Origin of the sequence: Streptomyces albus subsp. chlorinus, assembly GCF_013302895.1 — a bacterium.
Taxonomy (GTDB): Bacteria; Actinomycetota; Actinomycetes; order Streptomycetales; family Streptomycetaceae; genus Streptomyces; species Streptomyces chlorinus.
Genome location: NZ_VJOK01000001.1, coordinates 6042839 through 6057248, shown reverse-complemented (window position 1 = coordinate 6057248; position 14410 = coordinate 6042839). Strand labels below are relative to the sequence as shown.

Annotated in this window: 16 protein-coding genes; 5 read left to right on the top strand and 11 right to left on the bottom strand. The window is 74.7% G+C overall.

The genetic code is table 11. The annotated features are described in order from the left end of the window. From FM076_RS26260 to FM076_RS26250, 3 genes are all read right to left on the bottom strand, one after another. Positions 1 to 315 (bottom strand): methylphosphotriester-DNA--protein-cysteine methyltransferase family protein (locus FM076_RS26260; RefSeq protein WP_173873374.1); only part of this gene is annotated, 315 nt, incomplete at its 3' end. An 85-nt stretch (positions 316 to 400) separates the two neighbouring features. Next, complete coding sequence (locus tag FM076_RS26255) at positions 401 to 934, bottom strand: hypothetical protein (RefSeq protein WP_243275110.1); 534 nt, start codon at positions 932 to 934, stop codon at positions 401 to 403. A 498-nt stretch (positions 935 to 1432) separates the two neighbouring features. Further along, positions 1433 to 2740, bottom strand: a complete 1308-nt coding sequence (locus FM076_RS26250; RefSeq protein ID WP_428815029.1) for a YihY/virulence factor BrkB family protein — start codon at positions 2738 to 2740, stop codon at positions 1433 to 1435. 17 nt (positions 2741 to 2757) lie between these two features. Between FM076_RS26250 and FM076_RS26245 the strand changes: the two genes are divergently transcribed. Beyond that, positions 2758 to 4431 (top strand): acyl-CoA dehydrogenase family protein, encoded by a 1674-nt coding sequence (locus FM076_RS26245; protein WP_173873372.1) that lies wholly within the window; start codon positions 2758 to 2760, stop codon positions 4429 to 4431. A gap of 6 nt (positions 4432 to 4437) precedes the next feature. Here FM076_RS26245 and FM076_RS26240 read toward each other — a convergent pair whose 3' ends face one another. Beyond that, positions 4438 to 5079, bottom strand: coding sequence for a TetR/AcrR family transcriptional regulator (locus FM076_RS26240; protein ID WP_173873371.1), 642 nt, complete (start codon positions 5077 to 5079; stop codon positions 4438 to 4440). 219 nt (positions 5080 to 5298) lie between these two features. Between FM076_RS26240 and FM076_RS26235 the strand changes: the two genes are divergently transcribed. Together FM076_RS26235 and FM076_RS26230 are read left to right on the top strand one after the other, a co-directional pair. Then, positions 5299 to 6252 carry a beta-ketoacyl-ACP synthase 3 gene (locus tag FM076_RS26235; RefSeq protein ID WP_173873370.1) on the top strand — a complete coding sequence of 318 codons (954 nt, stop codon included), beginning with the start codon at positions 5299 to 5301 and terminating at the stop codon, positions 6250 to 6252. 23 nt (positions 6253 to 6275) lie between these two features. Beyond that, positions 6276 to 6680, top strand: a complete 405-nt coding sequence (locus FM076_RS26230; protein ID WP_173873369.1) for an NUDIX hydrolase — start codon at positions 6276 to 6278, stop codon at positions 6678 to 6680. 114 nt (positions 6681 to 6794) lie between these two features. Here the strand turns inward: FM076_RS26230 and FM076_RS26225 are convergent, their stop codons facing one another. The 6 genes from FM076_RS26225 to FM076_RS26200 form a co-directional block, all read right to left on the bottom strand. Then, positions 6795 to 7772, bottom strand: coding sequence for a carbohydrate kinase family protein (locus FM076_RS26225; RefSeq protein ID WP_173873368.1), 978 nt, complete (start codon positions 7770 to 7772; stop codon positions 6795 to 6797). A 418-nt stretch (positions 7773 to 8190) separates the two neighbouring features. Then, on the bottom strand, positions 8191 to 9315 hold the full coding sequence (locus tag FM076_RS26220) for a metallophosphoesterase (protein WP_173873367.1): 1125 nt from the start codon (positions 9313 to 9315) through the stop codon (positions 8191 to 8193). A gap of 204 nt (positions 9316 to 9519) precedes the next feature. Beyond that, the gene (locus FM076_RS26215) at positions 9520 to 9966 is read right to left on the bottom strand and encodes a Fur family transcriptional regulator (protein ID WP_173873366.1); all 447 of its coding nucleotides are present in this window, start codon (positions 9964 to 9966) and stop codon (positions 9520 to 9522) included. A 197-nt stretch (positions 9967 to 10163) separates the two neighbouring features. Then, positions 10164 to 10373, bottom strand: coding sequence for a DUF2180 family protein (locus tag FM076_RS26210; RefSeq protein ID WP_173873365.1), 210 nt, complete (start codon positions 10371 to 10373; stop codon positions 10164 to 10166). Positions 10374 to 10521: 148 nt separating this feature from the next. Further along, positions 10522 to 12057, bottom strand: coding sequence for an MFS transporter (locus tag FM076_RS26205; RefSeq protein WP_173873364.1), 1536 nt, complete (start codon positions 12055 to 12057; stop codon positions 10522 to 10524). Then, complete coding sequence (locus tag FM076_RS26200; protein ID WP_180218701.1) at positions 12054 to 12623, bottom strand: TetR/AcrR family transcriptional regulator; 570 nt, start codon at positions 12621 to 12623, stop codon at positions 12054 to 12056. Before FM076_RS26200 ends, FM076_RS26205 begins: the two co-directional genes overlap by 4 nt. A 220-nt stretch (positions 12624 to 12843) precedes the next feature. On the opposite strand from FM076_RS26200, the gene FM076_RS26195 reads away from it, so the two are divergent. Beyond that, positions 12844 to 13143, top strand: a complete 300-nt coding sequence (locus tag FM076_RS26195; RefSeq protein ID WP_173873362.1) for an acylphosphatase — start codon at positions 12844 to 12846, stop codon at positions 13141 to 13143. Further along, entirely contained in the window at positions 13140 to 13964 is an 825-nt protein-coding gene (locus FM076_RS26190) for a Mut7-C RNAse domain-containing protein (protein ID WP_173873361.1), read from the top strand. Before FM076_RS26195 ends, FM076_RS26190 begins: the two co-directional genes overlap by 4 nt. A gap of 235 nt (positions 13965 to 14199) precedes the next feature. On the opposite strand, the gene FM076_RS34220 is transcribed toward FM076_RS26190, so the two are convergent. Further along, a partial coding sequence (locus FM076_RS34220) for a protein-tyrosine phosphatase family protein (protein ID WP_430625935.1) occupies positions 14200 to 14410 on the bottom strand: 211 nt, incomplete at its 5' end.

The following is a 14410-nucleotide window of genomic DNA, read 5'->3' as shown; positions in this document are numbered from 1 at the left end:
CAGGCCGGCGACGCCCTCCCGGTCCACCACGCCGTCGGAGATCATCCGCATCGCGCGGCCCACCAGGTCGGCCCGTACATTCCACTCCGCGGACCCCGGCACCGCGTCCGGACGGCACCTGCGGCACGCCCGGAAGCCCGCGCCCTGGGCCGCGGCGGCGGTGGGGAAGAAGCGGACGTTCTCCCGTTTCGGGGTCACCGCCGGGCAGCTGGGCCGGCAGTAGATCCCGGTGGTGCGCACCCCCAGGAAGAACACCCCGTCGAAGCGCGCGTCCCTGCTGCGTACGGCCTCATACCTGCTGTCTTCTGTGGTCACACCCCCCAGTGTGCGAGGGCCCTCCGGGCGGGGGCCAGCGGAAATCGGACATGGCCGTGGGGCGGGCCCGCGCGCACGCGGCGCCTTATGGGGCGGCCGGTCCCTGGGGGAGCCGTTGCAGCAGTCCCCAGGTGAACTCGGCGACGATCTCGTGGCGTACGCCGTCGCGGTCGGGGGCGGCGAAGGCGAGCTGCGACCGCGTGGGGGCCGAGCCCTCGCGGGGGCGGGCGGGGGCGAAGGCGCGGGCGGCCTCGTCCACGGTGCAGGACCAGGGGGTGAGGTCTTCGACGGTGCGCAGTGCCGGGGGCTCGGCGCCGGGCGCGCGGACCAGCCAGGCGTTCCAGGCGGCACCGGACCCGGGCACGCCCAGCACCTCGAAGCGCAGGTCGGGCCAGAGCGGCAGCTCCCACTGCAGGACGTCGCACTCCAGGTCGCCGATCCGGCGCCGTGCGGCTGCCCGCGGCGGGCCGAGGACGGAGCGGTAGCGCGCCAGGGCGCCGCGCGCGCCCGGCGAGCGGACCCTCGCCTGCCAGTGCTTGTTGGCCTCGCGCATGTCGGCGCGGGAGGCACCGAGTTCCCGCAGCGCCCGGTCGACGCGCGCGGGCTGGAAGTCGTTCATCCTGCGCAGCAGGACGAGCTGGAACTCTCTCCGCCCGAAGGCGGCGGGCGCTGCCGTCACGGGAGCCCCGCGTGCGCGAGGGTGACCGCGACGGTGCGCGGGCGGCGGGCGAGCGGACCGCCGCCGAAGGGTCCGTTGGTCCATACCGGCGCAGGGGGCACGGTGACGACGGTACCAACCGCCCCCGCCGCGCCCCACCGGGGTCGCACCGGACCGCCGGTGCCCGGCGCGGGCGAGCCGCGGCTGGGCACCGCTGCTCCAGGCCAGCGAGACGAACCGTTCGATACCGCCCAGGTCCAGCTCCGCGCCCAGCGGGACGGCGATCAGCGCGTGGCCGAGGTTCGCGGCCAGGAGCTGGCCCTCGGAGGGCTTGGAGGAGGTGGAGCGGACGAACGCCGTACGACGCGGCAGCAGCGCCCGTACGTACGGCGGTGTCCCGTGCGCGTCGACAACGGCCCAGTGGTGTGGCGGGCCGGCGGGGTGGGCGGAGCAGCGGGGCTACCGCCTCCCGTGGCCGCCCGCGCTGCTTTCCCGGCCCGCGTGGCTCCCGGTGCTTTCGTCGCGTTCGCCGTTGCGTTCCGCGTTGCTTTCGGTGTCGCGTTCACCGCCGCTGTCGTTGCTTCCACCGCGGTCGAGGGTCTCGTGGCGGTCCCGCCCCCGGGGACGCAGCAGCCGGCCCCGCACATCCGAGGGCGGCAGGAACTTCGTCCAGCGCTCCGGGAACTCGGCGGGTGCGTCCTCCCAGTCGCCGTCCTCGCCCGACTCCCCCTCGCTCCTGCGCCGCCGCTCGGCGGCGGCGACGACCTCGGCGGCGGCCTCCTCCCTGCGCCGCTCGTTGGCGCGCCGGGCCGCGGCCGTGGCCACCGAGGGCCACACATGGTCGATGGCCGCGTTGACGGCGGCGCCCACCAGCACCGCGAACGCCGAGACGCCGATCCACAGCAGCACCGCCACCGGCGCCGCGAGCGACCCGTAGATGGTGGGGCCCTCGACGGTGTTCGTCAGGTACAGCCGCAGCAGGAAGCTGCACAGCACCCACATCACCAGGGCCACCAGCGCGCCGGGGACGTCCTCGCGCCAGGGCGAGCGCACCGGGACGGAGACGTGGTACAGCGTCGTCAGGAAGACGATGGACAGCAGCAGCACGACGGGCCAGTAGAAGGCGCTGACGACCCACTCCGCCTGCGGCACGAGCCGCAGCACCGCGTCCGGTCCGGCCACCATCAGCGGCAGCGCCACCGCGCCGATCACCAGGGCGACCAGGTAGAGGAAGAAGGCGAGCAGCCGCGTCTTGACGATGCCGCGCCGCCCGTCGAGCCCGTACATCACCGTGATGGTGTCGATGAAGACGTTCACCGCGCGGGAGCCCGACCACAGGGCCAGCGCGAAGCCCAGCGAGATGACATCGGGGCCGCCGCCTCTGATCACGTCGTCGATGAGGGGGCGGGCGAGCTGGTCGACGCCCTTGTCGGACAGCACGGTGGCGGAGGCGTCCAGGACGTTCTGCCGCAGCGTCTCGATGGTGTCGGCGCCGATCCAGTCGAGGTACCCGAGGGACCCGATCAGGCCGAGCAGCAGCGGCGGGATCGAGATGAGCGTGAAGAACGCGGCCTCGGCGGCCAGCCCGAGGACCCGGTACTCCATGCAGGAGTTGACGGTGTCCTTGAGCAGCAGCCACGCCATCCGTCGTTTGGGGACGTCGCGGTACTTCACCCGCGCCCTGCGGAACTGGCCGCGGGAGCGCCGGGGAGCCCACCGCGGGGCCCGTTCGGCGGTCTGCTCAGGGGTTTCCTCGACTGCACGCACCTCTTTAACGTATCTGTATGCCACCCTCGACACACACCGTGACCAACCAGGCTCCGCCGCTGGTCGACTACGACGTCTTCTCCGCCGACCCCGCGCTGGCCGAAGGAGTGGCCCGGCACGTGGCCCCCGAGCGCGCCGAGGAGGTGCGCGCGGAGCTGTCCGCGCTGGGGCGTACGGCCGGGTCGGCGCAGGCGCAGGAGTGGGGGCGGCAGGCCAACGCGAACCCTCCGGTGCTGCGCACGCACGACCGGTTCGGGCACCGGATCGACGAGGTGGACTTCCACCCCGCCTGGCACCGGCTCATGGAGCAGGCGGTCGGCGCGGGGCTGGCCGACCCGTGGTCGCGGCCGGACGGGCAGCTGCGGCGCAGCGCCGCGTTCCACGTGTGGACGCAGGTGGAGGCGGGGCACGGCTGCCCGGTCTCGATGACGCACGCGGCGGTGCCGGCGCTGCGCAGGGAACCGGAACTGGCAGCCGTGTGGGAACCCCTGCTCACCTCTCACACCTACGACTGGGGCCTGGACCGGCCCGCGGGCGCCAAGCGGGGCGCGCTCGCCGGGATGGGCATGACCGAGAAGCAGGGCGGCAGCGACGTCCGGGCCAACACGACGCGGGCGACCCCGCTGGCCGAGGAGGGCACCTACACCCTGCTCGGGCACAAGTGGTTCTGCTCGGCGCCGATGTCGGACGTCTTCCTGGTGCTGGCCCAGGCCTCATCCGGCGAGGGAGAGGGGGGCCTGACGTGCTTCCTGGTGCCGCGGGTGCTGGAGGACGGCACCCGCAACGCGTTCCGCATCCAGCGGCTCAAGGACAAGCTGGGCAACCGCTCCAACGCCTCCGCCGAGGTCGAGTTCGACGGGACGACGTGGGCGCGCCGGGTGGGCGAGGAGGGCCGCGGGGTGGCGACCATCATCGAGATGGTGGCCGCCACCCGGCTGGACTGCGTGACCGGTTCGGCCGCGCTGATGCGGCAGGCCGTCGCCCAGGCCACCCACCACGCCGCGCACCGCTCGGCGTTCGGCAGGCCGCTGATCGAGCAGCCGTTGATGCGGAACGTGCTCGCCGACATGGCGCTGGAGTCGGAGGCGGCCACGACGCTGGCGCTGCGCCTGGCCGCGGCGCACGACAGCGCGGCGGACGGGGGCGAGGGGGCGGAGGCCGAGCGCGCGTTCCTGCGGCTGGCGCTGCCGACCGCCAAGTACTGGGTGACCAAGCGGTGCGTGCCGCTGGCCGGTGAGGCGCTGGAGTGCCTGGGCGGGAACGGGTACGTCGAGGAGTCGCCGATGCCGGGCCTGCTGCGCGAGTCGCCGCTCAACTCGCTGTGGGAGGGCTCGGGGAACGTCCAGGCGCTGGACGTGCTGCGGGCGCTCCAGCGCTCCCCCGAGTCGCTGAACGCGTTCCTGACCGAGACCGGGCGGGCGCACGGCGCCGACCACCGGCTGGACGCCGCGGTCAAGGACGTCCTCACCCAGCTGTCCGACCTGGACGGCATCGAGAGCCGGGCACGGCGGCTGGTGGAGCGCATGGCCCTGGTGCTCCAGGGCTCGCTGCTGGTGCGGTACGCGCCGCCCGCCGTCGCCGACGCGTTCTGCGCCTCCCGGCTGGGCGGCGACTGGGGCGCGGCCTTCGGCACGCTGCCCTCGGGCCCGGACCTGACGGCGATCGTGGAGCGGGCGCTGCCGGCGGTGTGAGGCGGCTCAGCCGGGCGCCGGAGCGGTCCGCTCCTCCTCCGGCGCCGGGCCCAGCACGCGGTCGAGGGCGCGGCGCGTGCGCGCGGGGGCCGTGGCGTCGGCGAACAGCTGGACTTCCTGGTTGAGCGCCATGTAGAGCCCGTGCAGTTCGAAGGCGAGCTGGTCGGGGTCGACATCGGCGGGCAGCTCGCCGACGTCCACGGCGATCCGCAGGTCGTTCACCAGCAGCCGCCTGCCGCGCAGCATGAAGCGGGCCACCGTGTCGTGGACGGGCCCGCCGCGGGTGTCGAACTCGGTGGAGGCGACGGTGAACAGGCAGCCGCCGGGGAAGGCGGTGCGCTCCCGCTCCAGGTAGCGGATCCATGCCTCGCAGAAGGCCCGCAGCCGGGTCAGCCCGGGCCGCAGGCCGGCCACCGGTTCCCACACCAGCCGGGTGAACAGCGAGGAGGCGCCGTGCAGGGCGGCGAGTTGCAGCGCCTGCTTGGAGCCGAAGTGGCCGAGCACGCCCGCCTTGCTCATGCCGAGGTCGGTGGCGAGCCGCCCGATGGTCAGCCCCTCCAGCCCCTCGACGGAGCCGATGGCGACGCTGCGCTCGATGATCCGCTCCCGCGTACGGCGTGCCTCGGCGGCGGACTTGCGTGGGCTCATGGCCCCATCGTAGCCACCCCGTCGTTTAACTTCCGACCGATCGGTTGCTATATTCCCGGCACCGTCGCCGCCCGGCCGCGCCGTGGTCGCGCCTCGCCCGCGCCGTGGTCGCGCCTCGCCCGCGCCGTGGTCGCGCCTCGTCCACGGCATGGTCGTGCCGTGGACGAGCCGTGGCCGGGGACGGCGCCCATCACCCCCTCAGCGAGGAGAGCCGCAACCGTGCCGGGAACCCGTATCGCAGCGCTGGGCCACTACCAGCCCGACCGCGTCCTCACCAACGACGACCTCGCGGGCATGGTCGAGACCGACGACGCGTGGATCCGCCAGCGCACCGGGATCGTGAGCCGGCGCATCGCCGCCGAGGACGAGACCGTGGCGGACCTGGCGACCGCGGCGGCGGGCAAGGCGCTCGCCTCCGCCGGCCTGGCACCGTCCGACATCGGTCTCGTCGTGGTCGCCACCTGCTCCGCGCGGGACCGCTGCCCCAGCACCGCGGCACAGGTCGCCCGGCGCCTCGGCATCCCCGCGCCCGTCGCCTACGACCTCAACAACGGCTGCGCCGGCTTCTGCACCGCGCTCGCCTCCGCCGCGCACTCGGTCGCCGCCGGGGCCGCCCGGCACGCGCTGGTGATCGGCGCGGAGAAGATGTCGGACGTCACCGACTGGACCGACCGCAGCACCTGCATCCTGCTGGCCGACGGCGCCGGCGCGGCCGTCGTCAGCGCCCTGCCGGAGGGCGCGGAGGACGGCATCGGGCCCGTCGAGTGGGGCTCGGACCCGTCGCGGGGCGACATGGTGCGGCTGCGGGACGCGTGGCAGCCGCGGTTCGCCCAGGAGGGCCAGGCCGTCTTCCGCTGGGCCACCGCCGAGCTGCCCGGACTGGCGCTGCGCGCGTGCGAACGGGCCGGGCTCGCCCCGCGCGACCTGGCCGGGGTGGTCACCCACCAGGCCAACCTCCGCATGATCGAGGCCGTCCTCGGCAAGCTCGACCTGGCCGGGGACGTGGTGATCGGACGCGACGTGGTCGACTCCGGCAACACCTCGGCCGCCTCCGTCCCGCTCGCCCTCTCCAAGCTGGTGGAGCGGCGTGAGCTGGAGCCCGGGGCACCGGTACTGCTGCTGAGCTTCGGGGGCGGCATGTCCTGGGCGGGGCAGGTGGTGCGCTGCCCGTGAGGGGGGCCTGAGACGATCGGGCCATGGACGTCACCCAGGCCGTCGAGGAGGGGCCCGCCGCCGAGTTGCTCGTCTCGGCGGCGGCCGTCGTGGAGAACGGCCGTCTGCTGGTGGTCAGCAAGCAGGCGGCCCCGGACTTCTTCTACCTGCCCGGCGGCAAGCCGGAGCCGGGCGAGAGCGCCCGTGCCGCCCTCGTCCGGGAACTGGACGAGGAGCTGGGCGTCACGCCCCTCTCCGTCACCCCGCTCACCCAGGTGCGGGCCACCGCGGCGCTGGAGGGCGTCCCGATGCGCATGACGGTCTTCCGCGCCCGGCTGGAGGGCCGCCCGCGGCCCGCCGCGGAGATCGCGGCGATGCGCTGGACGGACGGCACCGACGTCGCCCTCGCACCGGCGGTACGCAACCACGTGCTGCCGCTCGTGCTGTGAGACGTCTCCGGCGCGGGACCTCTCCTGGCCGGAGGGACGTCTCCCGGCCGTGAGGCGGTCCGGGGCTGTGAGGCGTCCCGTCGTGGGTCTCCCGTGCCGGCCGGGGTGGTGTCCTCAGCCCCCGGTCCCCGGCGTCTCCAGCTCCGCCGCCCAGGGCGGGTTCGCGCCGCGTACGGCGACGACGGCGGCGGCCACCCGCACCCCCCACGTCAGGGCGTCGGTGAGCTGCCCGGCGGTCAGTCCGTCGAGGCGGCCACCGAGCGCCCCGGCGCGGTGCAGGGAGTGCAGGAAGCCCGCCATGAACGAGTCGCCCGCGCCGACCGTGTCGACCACGCGGGTCTCCGGGGCGGGGACATGGACCCGTTCCCCGTCGAGGGAGGCCAGCACGCCCTTCGCGCCCAGGGTGACCACCACCAGGCGGGTGCCCTCCGCGTGGAAGGCGTCCGCGGCGTCCTCCGGGGCGGCTCCGGGGCGGAGCTGGGCCAGGTCGTCGTCGGACAGGCGGAGGATGTCCGCGACGGCGCACCAGCGCGGCAGCGCCTCCCGGTAGACGGCGGGATCGACCAGCAGCGGCCGCACATTGGGGTCGAGGGAGACGGTGGCGCGCTGCCGCACCCGCCCGAGCACACGTTCCAGTGCCGCGGCGCCCGGCTGCCGGACGAGGGCGAGGGAGCCGGTGTGCAGGCAGGCCACCGGGCCGTCGGTGGCGGTGGCCAGTTCCTCGTCCGTCCACTGCCAGTCGGCGGTCCCCTCGGCGTGGAAGGAGTAGTCGGCGCTGCCGTCCTCGGCCAGGTCCGCCACGGCCAGGGTGCTGGGTTCGGCCGCACGGACCGTACGGGTCAGGTCCACGCCCGAGCCGGCGAGGTGGCCGTGGAACAGCCGCCCGAACACGTCGTGCGAGACCCGCCCCAGGAACCGCGTCGGTGTGCCCAGCCGGGCCAGTGCCACCGCCGTGTTGGCGGGCCCGCCGCCGGGGTGGACGTCCAGGCCGAGGGGCGCGGCGGCGCCGTCGGCGTCCTCGGCGTGCCGTTGGCGGACGAACGCGTCGGCGACGCACTCGCCCAGCACGGCAACGGGGTGTTCAGCGCTCATCTCGGCCCTTTCGTGTGCCCGTCCGTCCACGGGCCGGTCCGGAACCCGTCCGCGGACCGGTCCGGAATCCCGTCCACGGGTCGGCCCGCCGTCCGGGGTCCGCCCGGCGTACGGCCACCACCGTACGGATGCCCGCGGGCGGCTTCCCCGCGGGCCGTCCGGCGGGCACGCGATCCGGGCACGCGCGGCGGCCGTCCGGGCACCGCAACGCTCCGGGCCCCGGCGGCGGCGCGCCCGCCACTGGAGCGGACACGGGGACGGCCGTCCCGCGACCCGCCCGCATCCCACCGCCCGACCCGCCCGGCGGGCCACGGGCCACGGGCCACGAGCCGGTGGACGAGGAAGCGGTGGACGACGAACCGGTGGCCCACGAACCGGTGGAGCCAGGAGGCGGTGGAGCCAGGAGGCGGTGGAGGAGCTAGGAGGCTGCGGGCTCCGGCGCGCGGGAGGGCACCCGGTCGGTGCGGATGTGGCTGTAGGCGTGGGCGCAGGCGCCCGTGCCGGGATCGACCGTGTAGGCGTCGACGACGACCTGCCGCGCGTTGATCGTCAGCAGCATGAAGCCCAGGGTGTCGTACGCCTCCCAGAACGCCTTGTTGGTGGGCTTGTCCGCGCGGCCCTTGGTCTTCGCGGAGGCCCCGCACACGATCTGCTGGGTGCCCTGACAGGCGGCGCCGGTGTCCAGGATCTGGAGCGTGTGGTCGTGCCCGGACAGGAGGAACTCCGCCCTTCCGACGACCACCTCCTCGTACAGCTCCTTGACGTGCTTGCCGCTGAGGTAGTCGCCGCAGGTGATGCCCTCGTACTCGCCCGCGTTGCGATGGGTGCCGTTGTTGCGCAGCGGGTGGTGGGCGAAGACGAACTTCCACCGGGCGCGGGAGGAGGCCAGCGACTCCCGGAGCCAGGCGCGCTGCCGGCGCGCGAACGCCCCGTCCCAGTGGTACTCGGGGTCGGTCTGCAGCACGTAGCTGGAGAGCGGCGTGGTGTCGAGGGCGAAGAACTCGGCCACCGGCTCGGCGGCGCCCCCGGGCACGGCCACCCGGTAGTGGCGGTCCGGCATGTACCAGCGCGCCGAGTGCGCGTGGTACGCCACTTCGTGGTCGCCGCGCGAGGGCATGCCGCCGCTGCCGGGGATGACACCGCTGGTGTCGTGGTTGCCCAGCACCATCAGCCAGGGCACGTCGAGACCCGCGTTGGGGCGTTCGAACTTGGTCCGGAACTCCTCGTCGGTGTCGCTCTCGGGGCCGTTCTCGTAGATGTTGTCGCCGAGTCCGATCGCGAGGTCCACCCCGCGCCTCGCGCACACCGCGCGGGCCGCGTCGGCGACCGCCCACTGCCCGTCCCCGCCGGTCCCCGCGTCCCCGGTGAGCAGCACGGTCAGCTCGGTCCTGTCGGGCAGCGGCAGCTTCGCGACGCCCTTGTCCGCCGCCCACGCCGGCCGGGCCGCCGCACCGCCGCCGAGCACGACGGCCGTGCCCGCGCCACCGACGCCGGTGAGCACGGTCCGCCTGCTGACGCCGTCACCGGCCCCCTGGGTTCCCATGTGCCCCTCCTCGCGTCTGTCTGCACACTCCACCCCCGGCAGATGCAGGCGTCATGTACATGGCGAAACCAAGGGTTGGGTACACGGCGACAACTGTCAACAACTCGCCGGTAATACGCCGCCACCTGCACACCCGCACACCTGCGCGTCTTCCGACGGCGCGAAGGCCGCCGCGCGGGCGGGCGGACGCGCGGGCGGGCGCCCTCAGCGCGCGGCGGGCCTACAGTCCTCGCACAGCCCGTACCAGGTGATCTCCGCCTCGTCGACGCTGAAGCCCTTGGACTCCACCGGGTCCAGGCAGGGCGCCCGCCCCACAGCGCAGTCCACGTCCTCGATGCGCCCGCAGCTCCGGCACACCAGGTGGTGATGGTTGTCGCCGACGCGCAGTTCGTACCGCGCGGGGGACCCGGCCGGTTCGATGCAGCGGATCAGCTCCGCCCGGGTGAGGTCGTCCAGCACGTTGTAGAGGCCCTGACGCGAGAGTCCCCTTGCGGCGGCCCCCGAGGCGCCGGAAACCGCGCCCGTCTCGATGCGGCGCTCCAGTTCCGCCGCCGTGGAGTGCGCGTGCCCGTGCAGGGCGTTCAGCACGGCGCGGCGCTGCACCGTGTTGCGCAGACCCTTCTCCTTGAGCAGTTCGGCAGCCCGGTCCATCTCGCCGTCACACTCCTCGCGTCGCGCGCCGGGCACCGCCCGGGCACCCGCGCGCACTGTAGGACCGAGAATTGACCCGGTCAAGACGGCGCGGCCGGCTCCCCGTCGACACGCAGGGCCGGGGGCCGGGGGTGGTGGGGTGGGGCACAGGGGCCCGGAGGGCGAAGACCGAAGGCCGAAGGCCGGGAGCCTGGGGCTCAGTTGGGGTGCTCGGCCCCGTAGCAGGTCCCGCAGACCACGCGCCGGGCGGGCCGGTCACCGCTGGACTTGCCCGGTCCGCGCTGCAGGTGGACGAGCACCTGCGTGACGCGCGCGTGAGCACGGCAGACCACCAGCCCGCAGCGGGAGCAGACGCCGATGGCCGTCGTGTCCCCTCTCTCGGCCAGGTCGCAGTCGTAGCACTTCATGGTCGCCTCCGGTCCGCCCCCCCCATAAACAGTCGTTCGATGACAGCCACGAAGCTAACGGCTAGTTTTGACAGAGTCAATTCAAGGTCGGTGAGGCTTCGGCCGGCCCGGGCGCCACGGGCCCGCCGACGAGGAGGAGCCCGGCCCGTCACCCCTTGAGGACGTGCTCGCGCGGGGGCGGCGATGACACCGGCCGGTGCCGTACCGGCCTTCGCAGGCCGGCCGCCGGCACCACCCCCGTCGCGGCCACGAGGGCGAGCACCGTCAGCGTCGGCCCCATCGCCCGCATGAAACCCGTGGCGTGGTCGTGGCCCGCCGACCGGTATGCGGACAGCAGCGTGGTCGCCACCGCGACACCCACCATGGGACCCACATTCATCACCGTCTGCTTCAGCCCGCCCGCGACCCCGGCGTGCCCGGAAGGGGCCGCCTGGACGACGGTGGCGGTCGCGGTCACCATGACGGCCGCGAAGCCCGCGCCCAGCGCCAGGAAGGCCCCGCCGACCGCCACCGCCCCCGCGCCCTCCCCCAGCCGGGAGAACGTCACGACACCCGCCGTCAGCGCCAGCACGCCACCGCCCGCTGTACGACGCGGGCCGTACCGCCGGGCCAGCACCGCGCACAACGGCGCGCCCAGCACCATGGACGCGGCCAGCGGCAGCGTCCGCAGTCCGGACTCGAAGGGGTCGAGCCCGAGCACGTCCTGGAGGAAGTACGTCGCGGTGAACAGGGTCCCGTGCAGCGCCGCCGCGGCAGTCAGCAGGAGCAGCAGCGCCGGGACGATGTCCGGAGCACGCAACAGCGCCGTCGGCACCAGGGGCCGCGCGGCGCGGCGCTCGTGACGCACGAAGACCGCACCCGCGACCGCACCGGCGACACCGCTGCCCGCACTCCCCACCGCCCAACCGTTACCCGGTACCGCCACCAGCGCGTGAACGAGGCAGGCGAGCGACACGGCAAGCAGACACGCGCCCGGCAGATCCAGACCCGTGCGCGACGGGTCGGCATCCGCGTGCGACGGATCGGCACCCGTGCCTGTCGAGTCGGTGCCCGCGGGCGAGGGAGCGGGTCCTGCCGTCGGCGAACCGGCGGGCGGGGTGGGCGGGGCGGTTTCACAGCGGACCGGCGGCAGCAGTACCAGCAGTCCCATGATCAGTGCTGGTGGGACATTGAGGAAGAAGACCGACCGCCAGCCGAGTTCGGCGGCGAGCAGTCCGCCGATGACCGGCCCCGTCGCGGCGGCCAGTCCGATCGCGCTGGTGCGCACCGCGATGGGCATGCCGAGCCGGTCGGGCGGGAACGCGGCGCGCAGCATGCCGAGGGTGGCGGGTTGCAGCAGCGCGCCGAAGCCGCCCTGCGCCACCCGGAGTGCGATCACCGTGTGGATGTCACCGGCGAGACCGATGCCCGCGGAAGTGGCGGCGAAGCCGAGGATGCCGAGGGCGAAGAGACGCTGGTGCCCGTAGCGGTCGCCGAGCCGCCCCGCGAAGACCAGCAGGGCGGCGACGGCGATGAGGTAGCCGGTGCTCGTCCACTGCACCTGGGCGAAGGTCGCGTCCAACTCCCGTTGCAGCCGGGGCTGGACGACGGTGAGGACGGTGCCGTCGAGTGCGACGACGGCGGCACCGGTGACGCTGCCGGCGAGGGTGATTCCCCTGGCGCCGCGCCGCGGGCGTGCGCTCATGCGGGCTCCTCCGGTCCCAGGTGGGCGTCGAGGGCGGCGCGCAGGACGTCGTCCTCCTGGGCCCCGGTCGCCAGGTGGAGGCTGCGCCAGGCGCCCAGTTGGGCGATGCCGTGCAGGTTCGCCCAGAGGGCTCCGGCCACGACGCGGGCGTCGGCTCGCCGCGTGTCACGCCGGGCGCGTGCGACGAGATCCGTGAGGACGTCGAAGAGCGGCAGACTGGTCTCGCGGAGCCCGAGTTCACCGCCGCTCTCCAGCAGGTCGTGGCGGAACATCAGCTCGTACATGCCGCGGTGGTCGCGGGCGAAGGCGAGGTAGGTGCGGGCCAGGGCGGCCAGTTGGGCGCGGGGGGCACCCTCGGTGGTGGCCAGTACGCGTCCCGCTTCGGCCGCGAGCTGCCCGAAGCCCTCGCGTGCGATGGCGGAGAGCAGCGACAGGTGGGTGGGGAAGTACCGGCGGGGCGCTCCGTGGGAGACCCCCGCGTGCCGGGCGATCTCCCGCAGGGAGACCCCGCGCGCCCCTTTCTCGGCGACCAGTTCGACACCGGCGTCGATCAGCCGGCGCCGCAGTCCGGTGCCGTCGGCGCGGTGCGGGGCGCCCGCACCGCCCGCCCCGGCGGCCTCATCCTCATCGCTTCTCTTGCTCTCATCCGTCACGGAGACAGTGTCTACCAGGCGGTAGACACTGTCTACCCTGCATCGGTGATCCGCCTCTGCCTCCCGTCTGCCTCCCGTCCTCGTCCGCAGCGCCGGGCGGCCGGGCACGCGACCATGGGGGTGAGGTGAAGCGATGACTGCGACAGCGAAGCGTGTGATCGTGACGGGACGCGTGCAAGGAGTGTTCTTCCGGGACACCTGTCGGCAGACGGCCGCCGCGCGGGGCGTGGCCGGATGGGTGCGCAACCTCGCCGACGGCAGCGTCGAGGCCCTGTTCGAGGGCGAGCCCGAGGCGGTGGACGCGCTGGTGGAGTGGGCACGTCAGGGACCGCCCGCCGCGCTCGTGGAGGACGTACGGGTGACCGAGCGGGAACCGCGGGGGTACGCGGACTTCACGGTGCGGGCCACCGGCGCGCCGGACGGCGGCGGATGACCGCCTCCGCCGCTCCCGCACCGGCCGGGGAGGCGGACGGGCCCTTCCTCCACGTCCGCGTCCCGGAGGAGCTGCGGCTCTTCCTTCCCGCCCGGCGCCGTCCCCGGACGGGCGGGAGCGCGGGAGGCGACCTGCGCCTCCGGTACGACGGGACGTCCTCGCTGGGGCACGTGGTGCAGTCACTCGGGATCCCGCTGACGGAGGTGGGGCGACTGCGGGTGGACGGCACGCCCGTCCCGCACTCGTACCGCCCGCCCGACGGCGCCCGGGTCGGCCTCGCCCCCGCACCGCGCCCGCAGCCCCTGCCGCCCGGCGCACCGTCCCCGCCCCGGTTCGTGCTGGACGTCCACCTCGGGGCTCTCGCCCGGCGCCTGCGGCTGCTGGGCATCGACACGGCGTACCGCAACGACGCGCGCGACCCCGAACTGGTGGAGCAGGCCAACACCGAGCGGCGCGTCCTGCTGACGCGGGACCGGGGGCTGCTGCGGCGGCGGTCGCTGTGGCTGGGCGCGTACGTACGGGGTGCCGGGCCGGACGACCAGGTCACCGACGTACTGGCCCGCTTCGCGCCGCCCCTGGCCCCCTGGACGCGCTGCCCGGTCTGCAACGGAACGCTGGCGGCCGTCGCCAAGGAGGACATCGCGGAGCGGCTCCCCCCGGGAACCCGTCGCACCTACGACACGTTCACCCGCTGCACCGCCTGCGCCCGCCTCTACTGGCCGGGCGCCCACCACGCCCGCCTGGCCGACCGGGTCGCGACTGCCCAGGCAACAGCGGAACCGCCCCGCCCCGGCCCTCCCCGTACGGGACCGCCCCACTGACCGCCCGGATACGGCGCCCGGTCACCGCCACCCCCGGTGGGGCCGGGCGTGGCAATCGCCCCTGCGACGGGCGGGGAGGAACCCCGGAGCGGTGCGGGCCGGGCGAGGGCCCGGAACGGTGACCGGATCACCGCGCGATCCGTGACCGGCGCCGTCCGCCGGGACCGGTCCGGGTGGCCGCCGGGACCGGTCCGGGTGGCCGCCGGGAGATGCCGGTCGCTTTGCCGGGGTGTTCTCAGTCGCCGTCCGGCTGAGGGGCGGGCGAGAAGGGGGCGAAGCGCCGTACGTAGCGGCGTTGCCAGGGGGTTTCGACCGCGCGGGGTGTGTAGTGGGCGCGGACGTAGCTGACGGCCTCGTCGGCCGGGACGCCGTCCAGTACGGCCACGCACGCCAGCGCCGTGCCCGTACGGCCCTTGCCGCCGCCGCAGGCGACCTCGACGCGTTCG

Bases quoted from the DNA above. Each gene is read 5' to 3' on its own strand.
- FM076_RS26255 (WP_243275110.1), bottom strand. From the start codon at position 934: ATGAACGACTTCCAGCCCGCGCGCGTCGACCGGGCGCTGCGGGAACTC.
- FM076_RS26245 (WP_173873372.1), top strand. From the start codon at position 2,758: ATGCCACCCTCGACACACACCGTGACCAACCAGGCTCCGCCGCTGGTC.
- FM076_RS26240 (WP_173873371.1), bottom strand. From the start codon at position 5,079: ATGAGCCCACGCAAGTCCGCCGCCGAGGCACGCCGTACGCGGGAGCGG.
- FM076_RS26230 (WP_173873369.1), top strand. From the start codon at position 6,276: ATGGACGTCACCCAGGCCGTCGAGGAGGGGCCCGCCGCCGAGTTGCTC.
- FM076_RS26225 (WP_173873368.1), bottom strand. From the start codon at position 7,772: ATGAGCGCTGAACACCCCGTTGCCGTGCTGGGCGAGTGCGTCGCCGAC.
- FM076_RS26220 (WP_173873367.1), bottom strand. From the start codon at position 9,315: ATGGGAACCCAGGGGGCCGGTGACGGCGTCAGCAGGCGGACCGTGCTC.
- FM076_RS26215 (WP_173873366.1), bottom strand. From the start codon at position 9,966: ATGGACCGGGCTGCCGAACTGCTCAAGGAGAAGGGTCTGCGCAACACG.
- FM076_RS26210 (WP_173873365.1), bottom strand. From the start codon at position 10,373: ATGAAGTGCTACGACTGCGACCTGGCCGAGAGAGGGGACACGACGGCC.
- FM076_RS26205 (WP_173873364.1), bottom strand. From the start codon at position 12,057: ATGAGCGCACGCCCGCGGCGCGGCGCCAGGGGAATCACCCTCGCCGGC.
- FM076_RS26195 (WP_173873362.1), top strand. From the start codon at position 12,844: ATGACTGCGACAGCGAAGCGTGTGATCGTGACGGGACGCGTGCAAGGA.
- FM076_RS26190 (WP_173873361.1), top strand. From the start codon at position 13,140: ATGACCGCCTCCGCCGCTCCCGCACCGGCCGGGGAGGCGGACGGGCCC.